Origin of the sequence: Puia sp. P3 (assembly GCF_050632245.1) — a bacterium.
Lineage (GTDB): Bacteria > Bacteroidota > Bacteroidia > Chitinophagales > Chitinophagaceae > Puia.
Genome location: NZ_CP192583.1, coordinates 3341756 through 3363760, shown reverse-complemented (window position 1 = coordinate 3363760; position 22005 = coordinate 3341756). Strand labels below are relative to the sequence as shown.

Here is a 22005-nt window from a genome sequence, read left to right as displayed (position 1 = left end):
TAACAGATACGGTAGGGTTAATAAGAAAAACCCTCAGGAGCACCGGAGAAATCCTATTTCATCAGCAGGGTGAGCATGATCTGCAACAGGCCGATGAGAAAGCCGAGCGCCGCACCGATGACCTCGACGAAGCGGAATTCTTTGGTAAGAAACTGGTTCAGCATCGCTTCCAGGCGGTCGTTGGAAAATCCAGCGATCTTGTCGACTACGATGCGTTCGAGGTCGAGGTCGTTGCGGAGATTGGCGACATAGTTCTTCATGATGACGGGGAAGAGTTCTTCCAGTTCCTGCATAAAGACGGCCTTCAGCTGGCTGATCGTCTTGTCGCCAATAAACATGGCGATCATAGGCATGCTCTCCTTGAGCTTGTTACGCAGAAAATTGTCGATATGCTCTTCTGCAAGGGGAAGTATCTTCCGAACGTTATCCGGATTGGTGATCGTCTGCTCGATGTCTCCGAAGGACAGCAGTTCCTGGCCGACGATCTTTCCAAGGCTTTCGGCTATCTGCCGCTGTTTTTTCGGAAAGACGCCCTGTAGGGTAAACCCGAGGATCTTTTTGGGCTGGCGGGGATGAAAGAGCAGCTTGAGGGCCATCCAGATGGTGAGCCAGTGAATAAACGCGGAAATAAAGGGAATGGTATAGAACCACCAGGCTAATTTGGTCATATTGTTGATAATAAGAAGGCCCCGACTTTGTCGGGGCCTTCGGAATTTTGCGGGGTGGATGATGGGGCTCGAACCCACGACCCTCAGAACCACAATCTGATGCTCTAACCAACTGAGCTACAACCACCATTTGAACCGCGAAATTAAGATAATTTGCATTTCCTTCAAAAACATTGTCGAAAAAAATTTGTTGAGGGGAAGAATGGATGGGGTCGTTTGGACCCGGATGACGGATGGGGTCCGGTTTTCGGAGAGACCGTCACCGTCCACCCAGACCGGGCCACAGGCCCGGTGTCCATTAGCAGGATGGCGGTTGAGGCGTCGTTTTATTGACCGCCGAAACCGTCCATCACAATCTGGGTAATACCGTGTTAATATTGAACCTATACGACAACATACCATTATATTTATCGTTATTTTTGAATAGATATGCTAAAAGTGCTTAAGATTATGATCAATAAACGAAATCTGCCCATCCTCCTGCTGATCCTGGGCGGGGGAGTGTTTGTCGCATTCCGTACGCTGGGTCTGGGGGGCACTCCTCCGACAAAATATGAAAGGATCCTGCTGAATGTAGGGACGATGCTGGAACAAATTCACTACAGCCCCAAGGCCATCGACGACAAGTTCTCGAAGGAAGTATTCGACAAGTATATGGGGGAAGTCGACGCCGAAAAGGACGTGTTCCTGCAGGCTGACGTAGACGCTCTGAACACGCGCTATGCCACGACCATCGACGACGAGATCCTGGGGACGGCCCACGTGCAGTTCGTCCCTGCTGTTACTGAAGTATACAAGAAAAGGCTGGCCGAGACGGAAGCCATCTATAAAGACATTCTTTCCAAACCATTCGAGTTCACCAGGGAGGAGGATTTCGACCAGAACTTCGACCAAATGAAATTCCCCGTACCGAAGCGGACCGCCGGGAAGCCTGGCGTAAGCGTCTGAAGTTCCTGACGCTCGAACGCTATTCAGAGCTCCTCGACCAGCAGGAAGCCAACAAGGGGAAAAAAGACTTTGTGGCCCGCAGCAACGAAGACCTCGAGAAGGATGCGAGGGCCCGTTCGCTGAAGATCATGGACCGCATCTACGAGCGCTTAAAACTGAAGATGAGTGACGACGACCGCTTCAATATGTTCGTGCAGAGCATCGTCCAGTCCATGGACCCCCATACTGACTATTTCCCTCCGGTGGAAAAAGGTATTTCGACGAGCAGATGAGCGGCCATTTCTTTGGTATCGGCGCTTCCCTCAAGGATGAGGACGGCAATATCAAGATCACCTCGCTGGTGACCGGCAGTCCCGCATGGAAATCCGGAAAGGTCGCCGTCGGCGACGTTATCATGAAAGTCGCGCAGGGTGGCCAGGAGCCCGTCGAACTGACCGGTTATTTTGTCGAGGACGCGATCAAGATCATCCGCGGCAGCAAGGGTACGGAAGTTCGTCTCTGGCTGAAGAAGTCGGACGGCTCGATCCAGATGGTACCGCTGGTACGCGACGAGATCGTCCAGGACGAGCTGACCTTCGCACGCAGCGCCATCGTCAATTCGAGCAAGGGGAAGATCGGCTATATCTATCTGCCGGAGTTCTACGCAGACTTTGACAATCCCAAGGGCAGCCGCTGTAGCATCGACGTAGCAAAAGAAATAATCAAACTGAAAGAGCAGAAAGTAGACGGTATCGTGCTGGACCTTCGCAACAACGGCGGCGGGTCTCTTTACGACGTGGTACAGATGGCCGGGTTCTTTGTCGAACAGGGGCCGATCGTGCAGGTGAGGGATCGCGACGGCAAGTCGCAGGTATTGCCCGATCATGATAAATCTGTACTGTATGACGGACCTTTTGCAGTAATGGTGAACGAGCTTAGCGCATCCGCATCCGAGATATTCGCGGCCGCTATCCAGGACTATCACCGCGGGGTGATCATCGGCAGCACTTCCACCTATGGTAAGGGTACGGTACAACGCAATATCGGTCTGGACAAGTCGATGAACTTTATGGTCGACCCGAACAGCGAACTGGGTACGATCAAGCTGACCCTGCAGAAATTCTATCGCATTAGCGGCGGTTCGACGCAGCTGCGCGGCGTGGTTTCGGACATCGCTCTTCCCGATATCTATCCCGATATCTACGAATACGCCAAGTTCAGAGAAAAGGACAACCCGGATGCGCTGCCCTGGGACGAGATCGCAAAGGCAGACTATACTCCCTGGAAATATGCCTATGATGTCAACAACATAAAGGCGATGAGCGCCGACCGGCTGAAGAACAATTCCGCTATGCAGCTGATTCGTCAGGATGAAGACTGGCTGAACAAGGAAAAAGACAAGGTCTATCCGCTGAACATACAGAAATACCGGCTGGAACAAAAACAGCTGAAAGACACCTACAAACAGATCGAGACGCTGAGCAAGCTGAAGGACGGCAATGAGCTGAACGTACAGTCTTTGCCCCAGGACGCGCATAAATACGACGAGGACAAGCTCAAGGGTGACCGTTTCCAGGCCTGGCTCAAAGAAAGGAAAAGCGATGTGTGGTTAGGCGAAGCAGTGAATGTGCTGGATGATATGATCGTCCAGAAGAATCTGGTGTATAACAAATAGGCGATAAAGAAATTTATTGGTAAATGGGCGCGTGAATCTGATGATTCGGGCGCCCATTTACATTTGGAACCGCTGGAAGCGGTTCGATGAAGTTCTCAGACATTAGTGGTTTGCGGGAATTGGACTATTTTTTGTCGGAGTCCAATTCCCGCAATTTTGTAGCTAAATAGATCACGGCCAGCGCGAGAAGAGCGATGAATGCCAGCGAAACACGCAGGTTGTACACCTGTGCAATAAAGCCGATGAACACCGGGCCGAACAGGAATCCCGTATATCCAAAGGTTGAAACGGCGGCGATGGCGACACCCGGCGACAGGATCTTCGATCTTCCGGCGGCGCTATACACCAGCGGGACGACGGACGATACGCCGGCGCCCACCAGCATGAATCCAATTGTGGCCGTCGGAACATAAGGAAAGCAGACGGCCGTCAGCAATCCTGCCGCGGTGAATAGTCCGCTGAACTGCAGGATGGTCTTCATCCCCCAGCGGGTGGTCAGGGCGTCTCCAAGGAACCTGCCGGAAGCCATGGTCGACATAAATGCCGTCAGCCCGAGCCCGAGCAGCGCTTTTGGCGGGTGGACTACCTTAAGAAAATAGACATTGCTCCAGTCGAACATCGAACCTTCGCACATCATCGAGCAAAAGGCGATTATCCCCAGCGTTATCAGTGAACGGTCAGGCCTGACAAAGATGGGTTGGTTGCTCGTGGCAAACTCGTCTTTGGGTACCAGCCGCGGCGCCGTAATAATGATTCCCAGCAGGGACAGGGTCATGATCACGAGAAAATGCTGCCGGGGCAGCCAGGACATGCCGATAAATACGCCGCCCAGGAAGGAGCCCGAGAATCCCCCAGGCTCCACAGTCCGTGATAGGAAGCCATGATGGTCCGTCCGTACAGCGACTCCGTACCGATGGCCTGGGTGTTGATGGAGATGTTCAGCAGGTTGCCGCCCATGCCGAAGAAGAAAAGGCAGACTACCAGCTGCCAGACCTCGGGCACTCCGCCAATCACGGGCAGCGTACAGGCATAACAGGCAGCGGCGATGATGGTGACTGGACGGCTTCCCATTCTTGCCACGAGCCAGCCCGCAAGGGGCAGGGAGGCGATAAGGCCTGAGGGCAGGGCTAGCAGGATGAAGCCGAGGTCGCGGTTGTTGAGCTGAAATTTTTGCTGAATAGAGGGTATGCGGGAGCCCCAGCTGGAAAAGCAAAGTCCTGCCAGGAAAAAGAACGAACTCACCGCGATCCGATGAACCCGCCGCATCGGTAAAGACTCAAAGAAATTCATTTCTACGATTTGTAAGGGCGGCCTAGAGATATCTCTCCTGAAGGATGCGTATATGATGGGCTACGTGTCCGGGGATGATAAACCCGAGCGTATAGCCGTTGAGGGGACGACCGCTGGCCTGACCGGCAAAGGTCAGCTGCTCGTCGGAAAGCGAGTCGTACAGGTATTGCGTGGCTTCCCTGACGGATGCGAACTCTTCCAGCAGGTCTTTCCAGCGACGGTTGCTGCCTCCGGCCTGGACGGCCCAGGAGTTTTCGTCAAAGCCGGGTAGGGGTGAGGCGTCCTTCCGGGAAAAAGTGAGGGCGCGATAGCTAAAGACCCTTTCGGCGTCGATGATATGCTGCAGCATTTCCCGGATGGTCCATTTGCCCTCCGCATAGGCGTAGTCAAATTTTTTGCGGGGTATGTTCTCCGTGAGCTTGCGGAATTGTTTTGTGTTCTTCCGAATCGCCTCGCGAAAGTCTACTTCTTTGATCATGTTGATATAGCTCTGGTAGAATTCTGCCGGGATAAGTGCTGACTTGGGAATCATGCGTTGGTGTTTGTGGAACTAAAAATAAAAAAAATGGCCGGTTTCCCGGCCATTTCCTCCGCCAAATTCCTTTTGGCGGACATTAAATTCATTGGATATAAGCATTAATCCTTTGTCTTTTTCAACGATGATTTCGTGGGCTTCGGCGCCGCCGTGGTCAGCGTCGAGGCGAGCTTCAGCGCCGCGTAGGCGTTGATAATGCCGCCGGATGTGGAGAGGTCCGTCATGTTGACCTGATGATCTTCGGAACCGGGTCTCTTAACCTTGGTGGTCAGGTGGATGGCCGATTTTTCGATACAGAATTTCACCTGTTGCGGGGTAAGATTGGGGTAATATTCGAGGAGTAGTGCGGCTACGCCGGTGACGACGGGTGCGGCCATGCTGGTCCCCTGAAGATTCCCGTATTTATTACCGCCAGGGAGGGAAGAATAGATTCGGGTTCCCGGAGCAAAGACGTCCACTTCTTTCTTGCCATAGTTAGAGAAAGAGGCGGTATAGCTTTCAAAACCCGGTTCTGCCAGAGGGTCGCTGCTGGCGCCGACGGTGATCCAGTTGGAGGCGACATAGCTGGAATGGCGGAAGTCGGGATTGGGGAAATTATCGGTCGTGTCTACGTCGGCCGCGTCATTGCCTGCGGCGTGGATGAGAAGGACGCCCTTGCTCTCCGCGTATTTAACGGCCGAGTCTACCCAGGATTTTTCGGGCGACAGGTTCTTTCCAAAACTCATGTTGATGACTTTCGCGCCGTTGTCGACTGCATATCGGATGGCGTTGGCGATGTCCTTGTCGTGTTCATCTCCGTTGGGTACCGCGCGGATCATCATGATCTTTACGTTATCGGCCACGCCGTCCATCCCGATGCCATTGCCCCTTTCGGCGCCGATGATACCGGTGACGTGTGTACCGTGCATGGGGTCTCCGGCCATGACGTCGTTGTTGCCGTAGTAACGGTCATTGAGGTCTCCCTCGTTGTCCTGGACGATCTCCTTACGATTGTCCTTCGGCGCGGAGGTCTTGACAGCTGCCTTTTTCTCTTCCCGGTCGACCTCTTCGGTCAGGTCGGAAATAAAATCCTTGTTGGTCATGTCCATGATCTTGTTGACCTTGAACATATAAAGAAGCCAGGCCTTGGCTCTTTTTGCTTTCCGAGGTGCGGGTCTGGAAAGTATCCAGGTCGTTGCCGGTGTATTCTGTCCTGCCCATGGACTGGCTGAGGATGCTGTCGCTCTTGATAGAGGCTTCCAGCGCGTTGTGCAGCATCACCATATCGATCGCGGGCTCCGCGTCTCCCATGATGGATTTGCGGGCTTTTAGCCACATATGATAGTTGTCCTTGTCGTCGGGGCTGAGGGCCGCGGTGTCCAGATCGGGGCTGCCAAACTTTTCCTTGAAATCATAGTAGACCCGGGCCTCTTCCTGCGAGTCGTCCTTGACGTTGCGGCCGTCTTTGCCGCCGATGAAGTTCCAGCCGTGGATATCGTCGACATACCCGTTGTTGTCGTCGTCGATGCCGTTGCCCGGGATCTCTTTGGGATTGGTCCAGATGATGTCTTTCAGGTCTTCGTGAAGCGTATCTACACCGGAGTCGATAACGGCGACCAGCACCGTCTTGCTCTTCAGTTTCCTGGTTTTGGCAAATTCGTAGGCTTTATTGACGCTGATACCGTAGAATCCGTCTTTTTCCTTGTCCAGCAGGTGCCAGCCTTTCGGCAGTTCAGTTTTAACGGAGGTACCCTGGGCAAACATGGTTAGAGGCAAACATCCAATGAGTAGCACACCGAGCAATCCTTTCAAGCGACAAATCATTTGTTTCTGTTTAGTTTGAATTTTAAGCAATCACGACCCGTGCGGGCATGTGTAGCAAAGTTTAATCCTGTAAAATAATAAAAACCTGTTCCACGACCGCCTGTAAATTACAGGAATGGCCTTATTAAGATGTTAAAATTACCGATCGGTCCCTGACTGGAAGGGGTTCGGACCAAATTACCGGTTTGCCAGACCGAGCTTAAGCTCTACCCGCCGGTTGATAGCCCTGCCTTTGGGTGTGCGGTTATCTGTAATGGGTTTTTCCTGACCGAATCCGGTAGCCGACAGTCTGGATCCGTCAATACCTTTGGCGATGAGGTAGTTCCTGACCGCATCAGCACGTTTTTGCGAAAGCACGAGGTTTTTCGCGGCGATACCGGAGTTGTCGGTATAGCCTTCGACTGCCAGGTGCCATTCGGGATGTGTGCGCAGAATATCGGCCAGTTGGCTGAGCGCGGTGTAGGAACTGTCGGTCAGGTGGTCGCTGGCCGAGGTGAACAGGATGTTGTGTGCGATATAGTTGATCTGATCGGTCGCTTCTTTTTTGATCTCTTTTACGACAGGGCAGCCGTGGTTCTCCGCCGTGCCGGCGCTGTCGGGGCATTTGTCTTCTTCGTCGTTGATGCCGTCCCCGTCCCTGTCGGGGATCGGGCAGCCGTTGTAGCGGGCGAAACCGGCGAGGTTCTTACAGGAGTCGTGTTCGTCGTCGACGCCGTCGTGGTCGGTGTCGGGAACGGGGCAGCCATTATAGCGCGCAACTCCGGCGATAGTCTTACAGGAGTCGTGCTCGTCGTCAACGCCGTCGTGGTCGCTGTCGGGGACGGGGCAGCCGTGCCATGCCGCCTTGCCGGGTACCAGGGGACAGAGGTCCTGGTCATCCGTGACGCCGTCTTTATCCGTGTCCTTTTTCTTTTGCGCCGGCTTCGGACCTGAAGAGGTCAGCCAGATGCCGACGGAGGCGCCGATCACCTGGTTGTGAAAATTGCCGGGATAGTTGGCCGTATAAAAGCTGGTCAGCCCCTGGCTGAAATAGGCGCTGAGCAAGACGTTGCCGAGCTCGAATCCCGCGCGTCCGTTGATACCGAGGTCGAGCGTCCGGTAGGTATCCGCCCCCTTGCCGATAGTGACAGGGTCGGACTCGCTTTTGTATTTATGCGTGCTTGCGCTGAGGCTTTCGTTTTTGATGTTGCTTCCGGAATAGATGAAGCTGACGTAGGGGCCGGCGCTTAGGATAAAGTTGTTCTTATGGCTAGCAGTAAGGGGGAATTTATAGGTCAGGTTCAGCGGTATCTCGACGTAGTTGAGGTTGAGGGTTTGTTTGCTGTAGATCGTATCTGTGATGAGGCTGGCGACGGAGTCGTAGGTCTTGTTATATCTTCTTCCCTTGGTGATATAGTAGAGGGCGGGCTGGAAGAAAAGACCCGACTGTCCGATGGGCATTTCCACCATGATCCCGAGCTGGAAACCGGTACGGTTGGTCAGGAATGGCTTCGCAGAGGTGTCCCATCCCGGTATATTGTTGGTTTCCAAAACTTTAGAGGAGTGTATGCCTCCCATTATGCCCAGTCTCACCTGAGCTTGCAGGTGCGCGCCGCAGCCGATGGCAAACAACAATAGGAATACCCTTCTTTTGAGGACAGCAGAAAGTAAATGGAAGCCGGCGTTCATGGTATATCGGGATCTATCGCGCTATAACGTGTAATCCGAGACATTATTTTGTGTCTTCCGGCTGCCGGCGGCTATTCGATATTAAATTTTATTCCCTGAGCCAGAGGCAATTGGGTAGAATAGTTGATCGTATTTGTCTGCCTGCGCATATAGGCCTTCCAGGCGTCGCTGCCGCTCTCCCTTCCGCCGCCCGTCTCTTTCTCGCCCCCAAAGGCGCCGCCGATCTCCGCCCCTGAAGTGCCGATATTGACATTGGCGATGCCGCAGTCGCTGCCGGCCGCCGAGAGGAATCGTTCTGCTTCCCGGAGATTGAGGGTCATGATGGCGGATGATAGCCCTTGCGGTACATCGTTCTGGATATCGATGGCGTCTTCGAGCGTCTTGTAGCGCATCAGATAAAGTATGGGCGCGAAGGTTTCCTCGGCTAACGATCGGATAGGATGCGTCCGCCTCGGCGATACAGGGGCGGACATAGCAGCCGCTTTCATAGCCGTCACCGCCGAGCACTTCGCCTTCCACAACGAAACGGCAACCCTGCTGTTTGCCTGCTGCGATGGCCCTGGAGGTAGCTGTTGACGGCGTCTTTGTCGATAAGTGGTCCTACATGGTTATTCTCGTCCAGTGGGTCGCCGATGCGCAGCTGCCGGTAGACCGTGCTGAGTCTGTCTTTTACCTTGTCGTAGATATCGTCGTGGATGATGAGCCGGCGGGTGGTGGTGCATCGTTGTCCGGCCGTGCCCACGGCGCCGAATACGGCTCCGGGAATAGCGATGTCGAGGTCTGCATCGCGGGAAATGATGATGGCGTTGTTACCTCCCAGTTCGAGCAGGGCCTTGCCAAGGCGGGAGGCTACTGCGGTACCGACCGCTTTGCCCATGCGCGTCGAGCCCGTGGCGGAAACCAGCGGGATCCGGGTGTCGGAGGCGAGCCATTCCCCGATATCCCGTCCACCGGTAACGAGCCCGCTGACGCCTTCGGGTACTTTGTTGGCAGCGAAAACGGAGGCCACGATGGACTGGCACGCGAGCGCACAGAGCGGCGTCTTTTCGGAAGGTTTCCAGACGCAGGTATTGCCGCAAACCCATGCGATCATGCTGTTCCAGCTCCAAACCGCGACGGGAAAATTGAAGGCCGAGATGATGCCCACCACGCCAAGCGGATGCCACTGTTCGTACATGCGGTGGGCGGGGCGTTCGCTGTGCATCGTCAGACCGTGCAGTTGCCCGGAGAGGCCGACGGCGAAATCGCAGATATCGATCATTTCCTGGACTTCTCCATATCCCTCCTGCAGGCTTTTGCCCATCTCGTAGGAGACCAGGCGGCCAAGGGCGGGCTTGTGATAACGAAGGGCCTCTCCGATCTGCCGGACCACTTCGCCGCGCCGCGGCGCGGGCCGAGTCCTCCATTCCAAAAAGCCTTCTGCGCCGCGGTGACAACGGCCTCGTATCCATCTTTGTCTGTGCAACTGACGGTCGCAATGCGTTGGCCGTCGACGGGTGAGAACGATTCTATCGTGGCGCCGCGGGAAGGGAGCCAGTTTCCGCCGGTGGAAGTACCGGTGTTTTCTGTGAGGATATTCAGTTGATGGAGGAATTCCATAAAATTGCCTGCGATTTTTGTATCGCAGGCAAGATAGGAAAAAACTAACCACTAACCAAGTGGCCTCAACCTTAACTTAAAATCTACTATGAAAAAACTGGTCCTATACCGGTATCTACCTTACCGGCATTAGGTAATACGCAAAAGGGAGAGGCCGGGTTGCGTGGGAGTGGGGTTGGGATTTTGTTAAATGCTCCGTCCTTCGGTGAATGGAGCCGAATTTTAGGTGAATTTTATGACCATGCCTGTGCAGCGAATATGGGGGTAGAGCTGTCCACTAGCTCAGCTTGTTCTCCATGGCCGCGAAAAAACTCTCGCTGTAACTAACGCCAATGGGTATCTCTTTATCGCCGATCTTTATCTTGCTCTTGCTGATGTGCTCGATCTTGCTGATAGGGACGATATAGCTGCGGTGGGCGCGGATGAACTCCCGCGCGGGCAGCTTTTGAGCGATCGTTTTCAGCGTCATCAGCGTGAGGATGGCTTTGCCCGGCAAATAGATCTTGATATAGTCGTCGAGGCCTTCGATATAGAGGATCTCTTTCAGGTTCACCTTGACCATCTGGTAGTCTGATTTTACGAAGATATATCCTTCCTGCAGCTCCTGACTGGTGAGATAGTCGACGTATTCTTTTGCCTTGTAGACGGCCTTGAGGAAGCGGTCGTATTCGATGGGCTTGAGGAGGTAGTCGATGGCGTCGACGTTGAAGCCTTCCACGGCGTATTCGCTGAAGGCGGTGGTAAAGACCACGGCCGTGTTTCGCTTGTTGACGATACGGGAGAACTCGATACCGTTGATATCGGGCATCTGTATATCGAGGAAAAGGATATCTACGGGGGCCGTTTCCATTACCTTTTGCGCTTCGAAGGGGTCGGTATAGACGCCTTTGAGCTCGAGGAAATAGATCTTGGCAATGTATTTCTTCAGTACTTCGAGTGCCGGGGGCTCGTCATCGATGGCTATGCAGGTTAACATTACACCGGGATTTTTAGGTGAACGGAGAATTCTCCAGCCTTGTCGTCAATATTCAGTTGATATCTGTCTTCATAGTAAAGGTCGAGGCGGCGGCGGGTGTTGTTGATGCCGATGCCTGTATTATCGGATGCTTTCAGGGCCGTGTTGATGTGTTTCTGATTGCAGATACGAAAGTACAACCATTCCTGATTAATATCCAATTCGATCCGGATAGGGGATCGCTCGCGGGTGCTGATGCCATATTTGAAAGCGTTCTCGACGAAGGGGAGCAGCAGCAGGGGCGCGATCTGCTTGCCTTCGGGGTTGCCGTTCAGCTCGAAGTCGACGATCGTCCTGTCGGTCAGCCGTATCTTCTGCAGCTCGATATAGTGCCGGGTGAATAGGATCTCTTTTTCCAGCGGCACCATGTCGTTGCGGGCTTCCGTCAGTACATAGCGCATGATGCTGGATAGTTTGAGGACGGCGGTGGCGGTATGTTCGGACTGGGCCGAGGCGAGCGCGTAGATATTGTTCAGCGTATTGAACAGGAAGTGCGGATTGATCTGGGCTTTCAGGAAGGACAGTTCTGTCTTCAGCTTCTCGTTGGCGATCTCTTTGGCGCGTTCCTCCGACCTTAGCCACTGGCTGATGACCTTGATGCCGGTGCTGAAGACGAATACCAGCAGGAATACTGCCAGATTTCCCGCGGAGATCAGCGGTCTTACCCTTGGCGGGCCGGGGTGCGGGGCTGGTTGGGGAAGATGGGGCCGAACAGCGCGTGATAGATGCGGGGCATACAGCTATAGACGACGAGCAGTCCGAAGATCAGCAGGCTATAGGCCGCGAACTTCTTCTCGTTGAGCAGCCGGGGTATGATCAGATAGATATTTACATAGTAGAAGGCAATGATGAAGAGGGTATTCACGACAAAATAGGGCGTGATGCTCTTCATCTCGAAAAAAGAGTCACCCTGCGGTCGGGGATAAAATGCAAAAGGCAGCATCAGGAAACACATCCAGGCTGCGATATGGATAATGATCTGTACGGTTAATTTCTTCACAGCCCCTAAAATTATCCTTTATTATCATATTTGGAGGGAGGAAGATGGATAAATAGATGAATCAAACCTATATATCGGTGAATTTTTCCGGAACCGGACACAGTCCGGTTCGCACACGAAGTGCGCAGACATTATGGTTTGGGACAAAAGATCATATTTAACGCAGAATTTTTGTCCCACATCTTAATACTGCTCCTGCTCGTTGGGGAAATCGTTTGACTTGACGTCTTTTATATACCGCTGGATCGCTCCGGTGATCTCTTCGTGCAGCCGGAGGTACCGGCGGAGGAACCGGGGCTGGAATTCGGTGTTGATGCCCAGCAGGTCGTGCATGACCAGCACCTGGCCGTCGCAGTATTTGCCGGCGCCGATGCCGATGGTGGGGATGGTGAGGGTCTGGGAGACCTCCTTACCCAGCGCTGCGGGGATTTTTCGAGGACGAGGCCAAATGCTCCAGCCTCTTCCAGGAGGCGGGCATCCTTCTTGAGTTTGTCGGCTTCGGCCTCTTCGCGGGCCCTGACCGTATAGGTGCCAAATTTATAGATGGACTGGGGGGTGAGGCCGAGATGACCCATGACGGGGATGCCAGCGGCGAGTATGCGTTTGACGGATTCCGAGGATCTCTTCCCCGCCTTCCACTTTTATCCCGTGGGCGCCGGTCTCCTTCATGATCCGGATAGCGGAGGCCAGGGCTTCCTTGGAGTTGGACTGGTAGGAGCCGAAGGGCAGGTCGACCACGACGAAGGCCCGGTTTACGCCCCTCACGACTGAAGAGGCGTGGTAGATCATCTGGTCGAGGGTGATGGGGAGGGTGGTCTCGTGGCCCGCCATGACATTGGAAGCGGAATCGCCGACCAGGATGATGTCGATGCCTGCTCCGTCGAAGATGCGGGCGAAGGAATAGTCATAGGCGGTGATCATGGAGATCTTCTCGCCGTGCTGCTTCATCCGCTGCAGAGCATGGGTCGTTACTTTTTTTACTTCGTTGTGTACTGACATCGTCGAAAATTTGGGGGACAAGGTACCATTTGGCGCCGACAATTCGTCAGACTTCCACTCCCTTTTTTCAGATCCGCGTACAGGTGCTGGATGAGCCCGTCGGCGAGGCCGATCTTGGGCACATAGATCTCCTGGGCATTGGCCCAGCGCATGGTGTTGACGTAGATCTGCAGGGCGGGTACGATGACGTCTGCACGGTCTTCACGCAGCTTGTAGAGCCGCATCCGGTCTTCCAGCGTGAAGCTGGCGAACTCCTTGTAGTAGTCCTTCAGCAGCTCGATATGCAGGGACTTGCCCTCCTTTCTTTTCGAGATCGAGAAGATCTTGTTGATATTGCCGCCCGATCCTATGGCGATGATATTGTTGAAATAGCTGCGGGTCTCCCTTTTGATAAAATCCTTCATGGTGTCCCACTGGCCGTCGGATACCTGGTGTTTCAGGAGGCGGATGGTGCCGATATTGAAGGAAGAGGAGAAGACGAGCTTGCTGTTGGCGAAGAAGGTGAGTTCGGTGCTGCCGCCACCTACGTCGATATAGAGGTAGGCATGGTCCTTGTCCAGATTTTCCGCGATATGGTTCTCGTAGATGAGGGAGGCTTCGCTGCCGCCGCTGATGACCTCGATGTTGATTCCGGTCTCTTCCTTTACGCGGTCGATGATCTCGCGGGCGTTCAGGGCGTCGCGCATTGCCGAGGTCGCCGCCGCCTTGACGTGTTCGACGTTGTAGGCTTCGATCAGGTGCTTGTAGGCCTTGATCGTATGGATGATCATCTCAGTCTTTTCCGGAGAGATCGTCTTTGTTTCAAATACGTCAAAGCCAAGGCGCAGGGGTACGCGTACGAGGTTGATCTTATTGAACTCTGTCTTTCCTTCATTGTTGACCGAGACGTCGGAGATCAGTAGTCTTGCCGCATTGCTTCCGATGTCGATGGCTGCCAGTCGCATTTTCATTTTATGATTTCAGGTAAGCCAGCCCCTCTCCTACTACAACCGCTGCTGCCGTGGAGACCGCTGCGGCTCCTTCTTCTGCGGGCATGGCTTTCTGGTACAAATAATTATAGATATCTATCTGGGACCTGACCTTCGTCTCCTGGTCGTCCCGCTTGTATTTGTTTTGCAGCTCGTTGTCCAGCCAGCGGGCCTTGACGTTATCGGAGAGCTGGATGTCCAGGATCTCCTTCAGTTCCTGCCGGATGTTCTCATCGAGTACCGGACAGGTCGCTTCGACGCGGTGGTCGAGGTTGCGCACCATCCAGTCGGCCGAAGATATGTAAGTTTTTTCGTTTCCGCCGTTGTGAAAGATCAGGACGCGCGCGTGTTCGAGGTATTCGTCAACGATGCTGATCGCTTTTACGGGTATGATGAACTTGCTGTTCTCCGTGAACATACAGAAAATACCCCGGACGATCAGCTGGACGCGAACGCCGGCTTTAGCGGCCTCGTAGAGCTTTTCGATCAGGTCCTCGTCGGAGATGGAGTTCATCTTGAGGGTAATGGCTGCCGGCTGTTTTTCCCGCGCGAACTTCGTCTCGCGGGCGATCATTTTCACCAGCTCGCGGCGGAGGTTAGTGGGGCAGGGGATGAGGGTCTTGCAGGCTTTCAGGGGACCCGTGCCTTCCTTATAGGTCTCAAGGTAGTTGAAAATACGGTTGACGTCGGCCATGACGTGGCGGTTGGAGGTCAGCAGACAGTGGTCGCCGTATACCCGGGCCGTCTTTTCGTTCATGTTGCCCGTGCTGACAAAGCCATAGTGTATGGTGAAATTGTTGATCCTTTTCTTGATGAGGCAAAGCTTGGCGTGGATCTTCACGTTGGGGATGCCGATCAGGACCTTTACGCCTTCGTCTTCCAGCCTTTCCTTCCACTCCAGGTTCGCCTCTTCGTCAAAGCGGGCGCGCAGCTCGAGCATCACCGTGACGTGTTTGCCATTGCGGACGGCGTTGATCAGCGCATTGATGATCTTCGAATTGGACGCCAGCCGGTAGCCGGTGATCTTGATCGTCGTTACGTTGGGGTCGATGGCCGCCTCGCGCAGCAGATCGATGACTGGGTTGAAGGAATGGTAGGGGAGTGGAGCATTACGTCCTGTTCCTGTATCACGTCAGTGACGCGGGGTGTATGCTGCAGCGCGGGGTGCGTAAAGGACCTCCGCCGCTGACCTTTCTTGGGGAAAACATCCGGGAAGTCCATAAAGTGACGGAAATTGTGGATGCGTCCGCCTGGAATGAGATTTCCACTCTTCTTCGAAAGGTTGAGCCTCTTCAATAAATAGTCGAGCAGGCCCTTGTCCATCTCTTCGTCGTAGACGAAACGGACAGGCTTTCCCTTGCGGCGGTTCTTCAGCCCTTTCTCTATCTTCGAGACCAGTGTTGTCGAGATGTCGTTGTCGATATCGATCTCCGCGTCGCGCGTAACCTTGAACACCCAGGCGTTGTAGGTATCGTAGCCAAAGTACGCGAAGATATTGCGGAGGTTATACCGGATGATGTCTTCCAGTAGGATGATATGGTGTTCGTTGGGGGCGGGGGAGGGCAGCAGGACAAAGCGTCCGAGCACCCTGCTGGGGATCTCGATGATGGCGAACTTCCTTTTCATGCTGCCGTCCTTTCGGGAAAGGACAACGCCCAGGTAGAGCGATTTGTCGCGGAGAAAAGGAAACTGAGGGATGCTTTCCACCATCAGCGGGATCGTATTGGTCCGGACTTCCTCTTCAAAATAGTTTTGTATAAATTGTTGCTGGGTTTCGTTGAGCTGCTGTTCGGAGACGATAAAGATGTTCTCTTTTTCCATCTCGTCGCGAATGCCGCGCCAGATGGCGTCGAAGGCTTCGCCCTGCTGGAGGACGATGGACTGGATCTCGTTGAGGATCTTGTCGGGAGATTGCTCCATGTGCATGTTCATCTTCGAACGGCTACCGCTCAATTCGCTCATGCGGCGCAGCGTGGCCACGCGTACCCGAAAAAATTCGTCCTGATTGTTGGAGAATATGCCGAGGAAACGGAGTCTTTCGCGAAGGGGGACAGTAGGGTCGGCAGCTTCCTGCAGGACGCGTGCGTTAAAGGAAAGCCAGCTGATATCGCGAGGAATGGTTTTTCTTCTCATCTGTTCGGTTGTTTCTGTCATATTTCCCGTTTTGCGCAAAGTAGAACGGCAAAAGGGAACGGAAAATTAAGTAATTATTAATTAAGATCGCTATTCGTCACCCGATGTTGGACTGTGGTCAAGTAAATTACGCGCCTCTGAAAGGAAGGCATAGGTTTGAAAAAAACAGCATATGCAATACAAACAATTGGTGGTTTTCGCCGGTCTGCTCGTAACAGCCCAGGGGGTGGCGCAGGATGGCGGGTGGCCCTGTTACGGGCAGGACGCCGGAGGTACAAGGTATACGGGACTGAAGCAGATCAATACCGCTAATGTGGCGAAGCTGAAGCCGGCCTGGACTTACCGGACGGGCGAACTGAAAAAGTATGAAGGCACCGGCTTCACGGACAAGGCGGCATTCGAGACCACGCCGATACTGCGTGGCCGTACGCTCTATTTCAACACGCCGAGTGCGCGGGTCTTCGCCGTTGACGCCGCCAGCGGAAAGGAGCGCTGGGTCTATGATCCCGGCATGAACATGAGGGGCGGTTTCAACGAAGGCAGCAGCCGGGGCGTGGCGGCGTGGCCGGCAGGGGCCGGGGAAGCGGAACTGATCTTCGAGGGCACGCTCGACGGGAGGCTGATCGCTGTAAATGCGCGCAATGGCCAGCCGGCAGTGTATTTTGGCCGGGAAGGTGTGGTGGATCTGCGGGTTGGTTCGGGCGGGTACGGTGACGTTTCAGAGACGTCTCCACCTACGGTGGCTGGCGATCTTGTGATCGTGGGGTCTTCTCTTGGAGACAACCAGCAGTTCAACTACCCGCATGGGCTGATCCGCGCCTACGACGTGCACAGCGGGAACCTGGTCTGGAGCTGGGATCCGATTCCGTCCGATCCGTCAGACAGCGCCTATGCCGACTGGATCGGCCCAAAGGCCCACGAGACGGGAGGCGCCAATGCCTGGATCACTCTTTCTGTAGACGCCCCCGGGACACTGGTGTTTGTGCCGACCACCTGTCCCAGTCCTGATTATTACGGAGGAGAGCGGCTCGGGAAGAATACCAATGCCAACTCACTGGTAGCGCTGCGCGCGTCGACGGGGAAGCTCGTCTGGCGTTTCCAGGTGGTACACCACGATATATGGGATTTCGATATCGCGGCCCAGCCGGTACTGGTCGACCTCCAGCGCCAGGGGCGCAAGGTCGCGGCCGTTGTGGTGGGTACCAAGATGGGCTTTATATATGTACTGAACAGGGAGACGGGAGTTTCATTGTTCCCTGTCGAAGAAAGAAAGGTACCGGTGTCGACGGTGAAAGGAGAAGAGGCCTGGCCGACGCAGCCATTCCCCGTGAAGCCGGCGCCGCTGGGTATGCAGAGCCTCAGCAGGGCGGACGCCCGGGGCCCGACGCCGGAGGACAAGGCCGAGGCCGAACGACGAATTGGGCAATTCCGCTACGAGGGGCCGTTTACTCCGCCGAGCTTCGAAGGGTCGGTCATGGCGCCGGGCAACGTAGGGGGCATCAACTGGAGCGGGATGTGCTATGATCCGGAGACGGGAATGCTATATACAAATATCAACAGGGTCGCGGCCGTGATCCGGATGCTGCCCCGGGATAAGGTGGACGAGGTCGAACGGGCGGATGCGGCGGCGCTGCGGGCGGAGACGGGGAGACAGGAAGGAACTCCTTACGTCATGAAAAGGGACTATCTTTTCAAGGCCGACCAGCGGGGGCTGATCATGCAGACCAAGCCGCCGTGGGGGACGCTGGTGGCTGTAGACCTCCGCAGCGGGGATAAGAAATGGGAAGTGCCGCTGGGTTTTATGCTCGATCCTGCCCGGTGGCCGGAGGCAAAGAAATGGGGATCGGTCAATTTCGGAGGGGCTATCGTGACGGGGGGAGGGCTGGTTTTTGTCGCTGCGAGCAGGGATGGGTATTTCCGGGCGTTTGACAGCCGGACGGGGGCTATCCTCTGGGAGCAGGAGTTGCCCGCAGGGGGCAGGCTACGCCGATGTCTTATTCGCTGGACGGGAAGCAGTACGTGGTGATCGCGGCGGGGGGACACGGGAGGCTGAAGACGAAGCTGGGGGATTTTGTGGTGGCATACGCCTTGCCGTAGGGGTTGTCCACAGCTGTGAACAAAACTTGTGAAAAAAAGTCCTTTATCTTTGCTAATTCCTGAATTTTTCCGACTTTTGCAGTCCTAAATTTTGAGACAATGGCACGAGTATGTCAGATTACGGGTAAGGTTCCGGTTTCCGGGAATAGGGTTTCGCACTCTAATATAAAGACAAAACGCAGATTCTTACCCAATTTGCAGACCAAGCGTTTTTTCCTGGCTGAAGAAGACAAGTGGGTTACACTGAAGGTCTCCAGCGAAGGACTGCGCACAATCAACAAAAACGGTCTGTATAGCGTTGTTAAACAATTAAGAGCGCAGGGCGAAAAGATTTAAAAAAATTATAAACCTTCCCAATCATGGCAAAGAAAGGCAGCAGGGTTCAGGTGATTTTGGAATGCACTGAGCATAAGACCAGCGGACAACCTGGAACGAGCCGGTATATCACCACGAAGAACAAAAAGAACACTCCAGAACGCATGGAGCTGAAGAAGTTCAACCCCATTCTCAAAAAAGTAACGGTACATAAAGAAATTAAATAATTATGGCAAAGGCTGCAAAAACCGCTATTAAGACCAAGGACGCCAAGGCTGCCGCGGAAGCCAAGAACTGGACTAAAGTCATTAAGGCTGTACGCAGCCCTAAGAGTGGTGCCTATACCTTCAAGGAGGCTATTGTGCACAAGGACAAGATCAAGGAGTACCTGGCTCAAAAATAATTTAGTGGGTTTAGTAAGGTAATATGAAGCTGTTCCTGACGGAACAGCTTTTTTGCTTCGGAAAAAAGTAACCTATGGGATTTTTTGATAAGCTATTCGGCAAGAAGGAAAAGGAAAGCCTCAATCAGGGCTTGCAGAAGACCAAGGAAGGTTTTTTGGCCCGCCTCACCAAGGCCGTAGCGGGCAAGAGCACCGTAGACGAAGAAGTACTTGACAATCTGGAAGACGCGCTGGTCAGCGCCGACGTGGGTATCGACACTACGGTTAAGATCATCAAACAGATCGAGGCGCGCGTCGCAAAAGATAAATACGTCAGTACCACAGACTTGAATAAGTTATTGCAGGAAGAAATTGAGAATATCCTGGTAGATGCTCCCGAGCAGTCCTACCGGGATTTCAGCACCCTTCCGGGAATAAGCCCTATGTGATCCTTGTAGTGGGCGTCAACGGTGTAGGCAAAACAACGACCATCGGCAAGCTGGCCTATAATTTTACGAAGGCTGGCAAGTCGGTGCTGCTCGGGGCGGCGGATACCTTCCGCGCGGCAGCGGTCGACCAGCTGACCATCTGGAGCGAGCGGGTAGGAGTGCCGATCGTCAAACAGGGCATGGGCTCCGACCCCGGCGCGGTCGCATTCGATTCGGTACAGAGCGGCGTGGCGCGCGGCGCCGACGTGGTGATCATCGATACCGCGGGTCGTCTGCACAACAAGGCGCATCTGATGGAAGAGCTGAGCAAAATAAGCCGCGTTATCAAGAAGGTCATGCCGGATGCCCCGCACGAGGTGCTGCTGGTTCTGGACGGATCGACCGGCCAGAACGCGCTGGAGCAGGCCCGCCAGTTCACGGCTGCTACGGACGTGACCGCGCTGGCGATCACCAAACTCGACGGTACGGCAAAAGGCGGCGTCGTGCTGGCCATCGCCAACCAGTTCAGAATCCCGGTGAAATTTATCGGAGTTGGAGAGAAGATGGAAGACCTGCTTGTCTTCGACAAGCACGAATTTGTGGATAGTCTGTTCAGCCTGGAGAAGTAATCCTTCGAATACAAATAATCGAAAGGCCCGCTTCAGCGGGCCTTTTTAATTCAGTTAAAAAGTATATCGGACTCCAAGGCCGCCCCAGATATCGAGATAGGGGTGGTTGAGCTCCAGGTAGGGATTGATGTCCAGGCTGACCGCGATGGGCGCCCCGTTGAACTTGTAGTCCAGACCAAGGACGCCGTCGACGCCGATCGACAATGATCCGCTCCCATAGTCATGACCGTGATAATAGGTGCCGTTGTACCAGCCGATATGCGCACCAGGACCGACATACCATTTCAGACCCTCCACGTCATTGATATCTCCGTGAATCTCGTAAAGCCCGGTCAATCGGAAACCGCGGTCCCAGAAATTTGCGAGTCCTTCGATCGCCTTGTTGTCAGACATAAAATGTTTGACACTGATCGCGCCGGGCCAAAATTTGATACCGACGGCCGTCTCATAGCTGCTGCCCATCGACTGGGCCGAAGCGTTCAGGGTAAAGAGGGTTGTAATAACCAACAGTAAACACAAGGTTTTTTCATAGCTGTTATGAATTTATTCATACCGCAAATATCGTAAAAATCGTGCCAGTGCGCGCGGGTATACGTAACACGTTCAATAAGTTACGGACATATGTGACTAAATTGTTAGCTGCTTTTCGTCCGAAAAGCCGTAACAGAACAGCCGCAGAGCTAAAAGTCCGAGTCCGCTGGCCAGCAGGGAAGCGAAGAGAATGGCGATCTTCGAGCCCTGGATATGCCCGGCATCGGAAAAAGCCAGATTCGTGATAAAGATGGACATGGTAAACCCGATACCCGCCAGCAGACCCGCGCCCAGCAGATGACGGAATCCCGCTTCATCCGGCAGACGGCACCAGCCGGCGCGAATGGCCAGCCAGCAAAACAGAAGGATACCGACGGGTTTGCCCAGGACCAGGCCGAGCAGGATCCCGAGGCTATTGGCGGACAACAGGCCCCCGGGCCAGCCGGGAGAGAGTACGATGCCGGTATTGGCCAGCGCAAAAACGGGTAGTATGACAAAGGCTACAGGCCTGTGCAGGAAATGCTGGAGCCGGTAGGATGGGTTGACGGTCGCCTCCTGTTCGGGCTCGGCACCCAGGCGCCTGAATGGAATAGCGAAGGCAAGCAGGACACCGCTGAGCGTGGCGTGGATACCCGAACGGAGCATGCAGTACCAAAGTACGATCCCCGGGATAATATAGAAAACTAAATTGTTGATCTTTAGAGTGTTTAAGGCAATTAATGCAATTAAAATTAAAACTGCCGCGATCAGCCATCCAATAGCCAGACTTTTAGTATAGAAGATCGCTATAACTATAATGGCTCCAAGGTCATCGATGATGGCAAGTGCAGTAAGGAAGATTTTGAGGGAGGGGGGATCCTGTTGCCAAGCAGGGAGAGCATTCCCAGCGCGAAGGCGATATCCGTAGCCATAGGTATTCCGAAACCGGACTGTTCGGGGCTACCATGGTTGAGCAAAAAATGGAAGCTGGCGGGGACCAGCATTCCGCCAAACGCGGCCAGAACGGGCAGCAGGGCCTTGCGGAAGTCAGCCAGTTCCCCGATATAGACCTCCCGTTCGATCTCCAGGCCCACCAGCAGGAAGAAAACGGCCATCAGCCCGTCATTGATCCAGTGTTCGACCGAATAGTCCAGCCGCACCGGACCCACCGAGAGATCGAGACGGGCATGCCAGAAATGCGACCAGCCCCCGCCCCAGCCGGAGTTGGCAATCACTATCGATACCAGCGTGCAAACGACCAGGGTCAGTCCCCCTGTCTTTTCGCTCTCGAAAAATTCCTGGAAGAGTTGGGTAAGGTTGTAGTTCCGCATGACCAAATTTAGCAAAACACGCACAGGAATCGT

The 22005-nt window shown here is 54.2% G+C and carries 24 protein-coding genes, 1 tRNA gene and 3 pseudogenes; 8 read left to right on the top strand and 20 right to left on the bottom strand.

The window, feature by feature from the left end:
• Positions 1–53 precede the first annotated feature (53 nt).
• Together ACQ86N_RS20510 and ACQ86N_RS20505 are read right to left on the bottom strand one after the other, a co-directional pair.
• Complete coding sequence (locus ACQ86N_RS20510; protein WP_431216735.1) at positions 54–668, bottom strand: DUF445 domain-containing protein; 615 nt, start codon at positions 666–668, stop codon at positions 54–56.
• 53 nt (positions 669–721) lie between these two features.
• Positions 722–795 (bottom strand) — tRNA-His (locus ACQ86N_RS20505).
• 302 nt (positions 796–1097) lie between these two features.
• Here ACQ86N_RS20505 and ACQ86N_RS20500 point away from each other — a divergent pair.
• Both ACQ86N_RS20500 and ACQ86N_RS20495 read left to right on the top strand, forming a co-directional pair.
• Positions 1098–1888 (top strand): annotated as a pseudogene (locus ACQ86N_RS20500) (hypothetical protein).
• Positions 1885–3270 (top strand): carboxy terminal-processing peptidase, encoded by a 1386-nt coding sequence (locus tag ACQ86N_RS20495; RefSeq protein WP_431216734.1) that lies wholly within the window; start codon positions 1885–1887, stop codon positions 3268–3270. The pseudogene ACQ86N_RS20500 and the gene ACQ86N_RS20495 overlap by 4 nt, the downstream one beginning before the upstream one ends.
• A gap of 124 nt (positions 3271–3394) precedes the next feature.
• Here the strand turns inward: ACQ86N_RS20495 and ACQ86N_RS20490 are convergent, their stop codons facing one another.
• The 16 genes and pseudogenes from ACQ86N_RS20490 to ACQ86N_RS20415 all read right to left on the bottom strand — a co-directional run bounded on the left by ACQ86N_RS20490 (position 3395) and on the right by ACQ86N_RS20415 (position 16301).
• Positions 3395–4081: an MFS transporter gene (locus ACQ86N_RS20490; protein ID WP_431216733.1), complete on the bottom strand. Its 687-nt coding sequence runs from the start codon at positions 4079–4081 to the stop codon at positions 3395–3397.
• A complete protein-coding gene (locus ACQ86N_RS20485; RefSeq protein ID WP_431216732.1) occupies positions 4048–4560 on the bottom strand; it encodes an MFS transporter in 513 nt (170 codons plus the stop codon). The genes ACQ86N_RS20490 and ACQ86N_RS20485 overlap by 34 nt, the downstream gene beginning before the upstream one ends.
• 22 nt (positions 4561–4582) lie before the next feature.
• A complete protein-coding gene (locus ACQ86N_RS20480; RefSeq protein ID WP_431216731.1) occupies positions 4583–5092 on the bottom strand; it encodes a DinB family protein in 510 nt (169 codons plus the stop codon).
• A gap of 104 nt (positions 5093–5196) precedes the next feature.
• Complete coding sequence (locus ACQ86N_RS20475) at positions 5197–6003, bottom strand: S8 family serine peptidase (protein WP_431217518.1); 807 nt, start codon at positions 6001–6003, stop codon at positions 5197–5199.
• 76 nt (positions 6004–6079) lie between these two features.
• Positions 6080–6838, bottom strand: coding sequence for a hypothetical protein (locus ACQ86N_RS20470; RefSeq protein WP_431216730.1), 759 nt, complete (start codon positions 6836–6838; stop codon positions 6080–6082).
• A gap of 237 nt (positions 6839–7075) precedes the next feature.
• On the bottom strand, positions 7076–8566 hold the full coding sequence (locus tag ACQ86N_RS20465) for an OmpA family protein (protein ID WP_431216729.1): 1491 nt from the start codon (positions 8564–8566) through the stop codon (positions 7076–7078).
• A gap of 71 nt (positions 8567–8637) precedes the next feature.
• The gene (locus ACQ86N_RS20460; protein WP_431216728.1) at positions 8638–8958 is read right to left on the bottom strand and encodes an aldehyde dehydrogenase family protein; all 321 of its coding nucleotides are present in this window, start codon (positions 8956–8958) and stop codon (positions 8638–8640) included.
• A 101-nt stretch (positions 8959–9059) separates the two neighbouring features.
• Complete coding sequence (locus ACQ86N_RS20455) at positions 9060–9938, bottom strand: aldehyde dehydrogenase family protein (protein ID WP_431216727.1); 879 nt, start codon at positions 9936–9938, stop codon at positions 9060–9062.
• Positions 9939–10442: 504 nt separating this feature from the next.
• Complete coding sequence (locus ACQ86N_RS20450; protein ID WP_431216726.1) at positions 10443–11141, bottom strand: LytR/AlgR family response regulator transcription factor; 699 nt, start codon at positions 11139–11141, stop codon at positions 10443–10445.
• A complete protein-coding gene (locus tag ACQ86N_RS20445) occupies positions 11141–11704 on the bottom strand; it encodes a sensor histidine kinase (RefSeq protein WP_431217517.1) in 564 nt (187 codons plus the stop codon). Before ACQ86N_RS20445 ends, ACQ86N_RS20450 begins: the two co-directional genes overlap by 1 nt.
• 137 nt (positions 11705–11841) lie before the next feature.
• Positions 11842–12180, bottom strand: coding sequence for a hypothetical protein (locus tag ACQ86N_RS20440; protein ID WP_431216725.1), 339 nt, complete (start codon positions 12178–12180; stop codon positions 11842–11844).
• Between the two features lie 183 nt (positions 12181–12363).
• Positions 12364–12755: pseudogene (locus ACQ86N_RS20435) on the bottom strand (3-methyl-2-oxobutanoate hydroxymethyltransferase).
• The gene (locus ACQ86N_RS20430; RefSeq protein ID WP_431216724.1) at positions 12718–13179 is read right to left on the bottom strand and encodes a 3-methyl-2-oxobutanoate hydroxymethyltransferase; all 462 of its coding nucleotides are present in this window, start codon (positions 13177–13179) and stop codon (positions 12718–12720) included. Before ACQ86N_RS20430 ends, ACQ86N_RS20435 begins: the two are co-directional and overlap by 38 nt.
• Complete coding sequence (locus ACQ86N_RS20425; protein WP_431216723.1) at positions 13158–14129, bottom strand: exopolyphosphatase; 972 nt, start codon at positions 14127–14129, stop codon at positions 13158–13160. Before ACQ86N_RS20425 ends, ACQ86N_RS20430 begins: the two co-directional genes overlap by 22 nt.
• Before the next feature lies 1 nt (position 14130).
• A complete protein-coding gene (locus tag ACQ86N_RS20420) occupies positions 14131–15198 on the bottom strand; it encodes a phospholipase D-like domain-containing protein (RefSeq protein ID WP_431217516.1) in 1068 nt (355 codons plus the stop codon).
• Positions 15183–16301, bottom strand: a complete 1119-nt coding sequence (locus tag ACQ86N_RS20415; protein ID WP_431216722.1) for a hypothetical protein — start codon at positions 16299–16301, stop codon at positions 15183–15185. Before ACQ86N_RS20415 ends, ACQ86N_RS20420 begins: the two co-directional genes overlap by 16 nt.
• A 151-nt stretch (positions 16302–16452) precedes the next feature.
• Here ACQ86N_RS20415 and ACQ86N_RS20410 point away from each other — a divergent pair, with 151 nt between their 5' ends.
• From ACQ86N_RS20410 to ftsY, 6 genes are all read left to right on the top strand, one after another.
• On the top strand, positions 16453–18306 hold the full coding sequence (locus tag ACQ86N_RS20410) for a pyrroloquinoline quinone-dependent dehydrogenase (protein WP_431216721.1): 1854 nt from the start codon (positions 16453–16455) through the stop codon (positions 18304–18306).
• Positions 18307–18476: 170 nt separating this feature from the next.
• On the top strand, positions 18477–18713 hold the full coding sequence (rpmB, locus tag ACQ86N_RS20405) for a 50S ribosomal protein L28 (protein ID WP_431216720.1): 237 nt from the start codon (positions 18477–18479) through the stop codon (positions 18711–18713).
• 23 nt (positions 18714–18736) lie between these two features.
• Positions 18737–18919, top strand: a complete 183-nt coding sequence (gene rpmG, locus ACQ86N_RS20400) for a 50S ribosomal protein L33 (RefSeq protein WP_431216719.1) — start codon at positions 18737–18739, stop codon at positions 18917–18919.
• 2 nt (positions 18920–18921) lie between these two features.
• Positions 18922–19095: a DUF4295 family protein gene (locus ACQ86N_RS20395; protein WP_431216718.1), complete on the top strand. Its 174-nt coding sequence runs from the start codon at positions 18922–18924 to the stop codon at positions 19093–19095.
• 74 nt (positions 19096–19169) lie between these two features.
• Positions 19170–19523, top strand: coding sequence for a signal recognition particle receptor subunit alpha (locus ACQ86N_RS20390; protein ID WP_431216717.1), 354 nt, complete (start codon positions 19170–19172; stop codon positions 19521–19523).
• On the top strand, positions 19520–20131 hold the full coding sequence (ftsY, locus tag ACQ86N_RS20385; RefSeq protein ID WP_431216716.1) for a signal recognition particle-docking protein FtsY: 612 nt from the start codon (positions 19520–19522) through the stop codon (positions 20129–20131). The genes ACQ86N_RS20390 and ftsY overlap by 4 nt, the downstream gene beginning before the upstream one ends.
• A gap of 54 nt (positions 20132–20185) precedes the next feature.
• Here the strand turns inward: ftsY and ACQ86N_RS20380 are convergent, their stop codons facing one another.
• On the bottom strand, positions 20186–20638 hold the full coding sequence (locus ACQ86N_RS20380) for a hypothetical protein (protein ID WP_431216715.1): 453 nt from the start codon (positions 20636–20638) through the stop codon (positions 20186–20188).
• 120 nt (positions 20639–20758) lie between these two features.
• A pseudogene (gene nhaA, locus ACQ86N_RS20375) lies at positions 20759–21972 on the bottom strand (Na+/H+ antiporter NhaA).
• Positions 21973–22005: the final 33 nt, after the last annotated feature.

What these genes read in the sequence shown, in the direction of transcription:
- ACQ86N_RS20425 (WP_431216723.1), bottom strand. Translation starts at nt 14,129, where the DNA reads ATGAAAATGCGACTGGCAGCCATCGACATCGGAAGCAATGCGGCAAGA.
- ACQ86N_RS20485 (WP_431216732.1), bottom strand. Translation starts at nt 4,560, where the DNA reads ATGAATTTCTTTGAGTCTTTACCGATGCGGCGGGTTCATCGGATCGCG.
- ACQ86N_RS20495 (WP_431216734.1), top strand. Translation starts at nt 1,885, where the DNA reads ATGAGCGGCCATTTCTTTGGTATCGGCGCTTCCCTCAAGGATGAGGAC.
- ACQ86N_RS20415 (WP_431216722.1), bottom strand. Translation starts at nt 16,301, where the DNA reads ATGACAGAAACAACCGAACAGATGAGAAGAAAAACCATTCCTCGCGAT.
- ACQ86N_RS20465 (WP_431216729.1), bottom strand. Translation starts at nt 8,566, where the DNA reads ATGAACGCCGGCTTCCATTTACTTTCTGCTGTCCTCAAAAGAAGGGTA.
- ACQ86N_RS20475 (WP_431217518.1), bottom strand. Translation starts at nt 6,003, where the DNA reads ATGCACGGTACACACGTCACCGGTATCATCGGCGCCGAAAGGGGCAAT.
- ACQ86N_RS20430 (WP_431216724.1), bottom strand. Translation starts at nt 13,179, where the DNA reads ATGTCAGTACACAACGAAGTAAAAAAAGTAACGACCCATGCTCTGCAG.
- ACQ86N_RS20460 (WP_431216728.1), bottom strand. Translation starts at nt 8,958, where the DNA reads ATGCGCTACAAGACGCTCGAAGACGCCATCGATATCCAGAACGATGTA.
- ACQ86N_RS20390 (WP_431216717.1), top strand. Translation starts at nt 19,170, where the DNA reads ATGGGATTTTTTGATAAGCTATTCGGCAAGAAGGAAAAGGAAAGCCTC.
- ACQ86N_RS20510 (WP_431216735.1), bottom strand. Translation starts at nt 668, where the DNA reads ATGACCAAATTAGCCTGGTGGTTCTATACCATTCCCTTTATTTCCGCG.
- ACQ86N_RS20470 (WP_431216730.1), bottom strand. Translation starts at nt 6,838, where the DNA reads ATGTTTGCCCAGGGTACCTCCGTTAAAACTGAACTGCCGAAAGGCTGG.
- ACQ86N_RS20410 (WP_431216721.1), top strand. Translation starts at nt 16,453, where the DNA reads ATGCAATACAAACAATTGGTGGTTTTCGCCGGTCTGCTCGTAACAGCC.
- ACQ86N_RS20450 (WP_431216726.1), bottom strand. Translation starts at nt 11,141, where the DNA reads ATGTTAACCTGCATAGCCATCGATGACGAGCCCCCGGCACTCGAAGTA.
- ACQ86N_RS20480 (WP_431216731.1), bottom strand. Translation starts at nt 5,092, where the DNA reads ATGATTCCCAAGTCAGCACTTATCCCGGCAGAATTCTACCAGAGCTAT.
- rpmG (WP_431216719.1), top strand. Translation starts at nt 18,737, where the DNA reads ATGGCAAAGAAAGGCAGCAGGGTTCAGGTGATTTTGGAATGCACTGAG.
- ACQ86N_RS20395 (WP_431216718.1), top strand. Translation starts at nt 18,922, where the DNA reads ATGGCAAAGGCTGCAAAAACCGCTATTAAGACCAAGGACGCCAAGGCT.
- ACQ86N_RS20490 (WP_431216733.1), bottom strand. Translation starts at nt 4,081, where the DNA reads ATGTCCTGGCTGCCCCGGCAGCATTTTCTCGTGATCATGACCCTGTCC.
- rpmB (WP_431216720.1), top strand. Translation starts at nt 18,477, where the DNA reads ATGGCACGAGTATGTCAGATTACGGGTAAGGTTCCGGTTTCCGGGAAT.